At 67.5% G+C, this 1564-nt stretch carries 1 protein-coding gene; it reads right to left on the bottom strand.

All coding sequences use genetic code 11. The features are described 5' to 3' along the window. Positions 1 to 99: 99 nt before the first annotated feature. Complete coding sequence (locus tag IH26_RS0152395; RefSeq protein ID WP_030443794.1) at positions 100 to 1320, bottom strand: ISAs1 family transposase; 1221 nt, start codon at positions 1318 to 1320, stop codon at positions 100 to 102. Positions 1321 to 1564: the final 244 nt, after the last annotated feature.

The following is a 1564-nucleotide window of genomic DNA, read 5'->3' as shown; positions in this document are numbered from 1 at the left end:
AAAGGCGACTCCGAAGGGCCAAACCTTCATCTCCTGCACAGCATCGATTCCTGAAATCGCTCCTACATTGCGATCACCATTCCTCGTTCGTGGCGCACGTCATTGCGTTGTCGGGTTGCCGCTGATTACGGCGGTGATCAGCTCGTGTGGGCGGCGGTTGGCGCGTCGGGTGGCGCGGGCGATGTTGGTGTCGCCGCTGGCCCGGTGGAAACCGATCGAGGTGTTACGCAGGGTTGCCATGACGGCGGGTCCGTTGCCGGTCCGGGCTTGATGTGAATCTTCACGGAACGTGACATCCCGGACGTGATGTACGAGGTTTTCGATCAGCCATTCGGCCCTGATCCATGACTGTATGTCGCTCGGGTGGGCGTCGGCGGCGGGCAGGGAGAGGGTCAGGTACGCGGTTTCGCGGGTGGTCTTGCCGTTCTTGGTGGTGGTGCGGGTCCGGGTGATCCGGATGGCCTGCTGGGCGTGGGGAAATCCGATCCCGCCGGGTGTGTGCAGGGTGATGGCCTTGACGGTGCGGGTCTCGCGGCGGCCGTGACCGGCCTCGCGGGTCTGGTGGCCGATCGGGATCTGCGCCCAGGGCAGGGTCTTGAGCTGGGCGTGCAGCGTCGGCTGGTTTCCCTTGGCCGGGATCAGCAGGTGCGCGCCGCGCGTGGCGATCTCGGTCGCGTGGCCGACCTGCGTATGCAGGGCGTCGGCGACGAAGATCAGGCCGTGCAGGCTGCCCAGTACCTGTTCGATCGCGTCCAGCAGCGGGGCGAAGGCGGGGATTTCGTTGGACTTCGCGCTGACGGTGACCTGCGCGAGGACGATCCCGGTGCTGGTATCCAGAGCGGACAGCAGGTGGACCTGGCTGCCGTCGGGGCGGCGGGCGCCCCGCAGGGTCTTGCCGTCAACCGCGATCACCGTGCGGTATCGAGGCCCGCGGGGCCGGTCCGACGGCCGGGTCCGGGTGCGTAGCCAGCCCGCGAGGATGGTGGCGAGCAGGTCGGCGTCCAGGCGGATCAGCAGCCGCCACATCGTGGTGCTGGCCGGCACCCCGCGGCGGAAGCCGAGCCGGGCGCGGGCGATGTCGTCCAGGTCGTGCAGCCAGTCCGCGATCGCGGTCACCGAGGTCGCGCCGGCCAGGACCGCGCACACCGCGACGGCGAGGAGCCCGGCGAGCGGATAGCGCAGCCCGCGCGGGCTGCGGGGATCCGGCATCGCTGACAAGGCGTGCAGCAGACCCACCTGTTCACCCTCGGTCACCTGGCGGGTGGGTGTGTCGGTGGGGGTGGTGACAGCGGACAGTGCCGGGATCGGGCATGCTGACATCGCGGGTGAGGTCCTCAAGGCGTCCTGGAAGCGTAGAGAACTCCCATGATCACGTAGGCGGCCTCACCCGCCCTGACCGCCTCCACAGAGGCCGGTCACACCGCATAATCCCAGCTCAAGCCACCGCCTACCGAACATGCAATGGCGTGCGCCACGAACGAGGAATGGTGATCGCAATGTAGGAGCGATTTCAGGAATCGATGCTGTGCAGGAGATGAAGGTTTGGCCCTTCGGAGTCGCCTTT

The organism is Actinoplanes subtropicus (genome assembly GCF_000721705.1).
Classification (GTDB): Bacteria; Actinomycetota; Actinomycetes; order Mycobacteriales; family Micromonosporaceae; genus Actinoplanes; species Actinoplanes subtropicus.
Note: the sequence above shows the minus strand (reverse complement) of the source record. Positions and strands in the feature narration are given on the sequence as shown.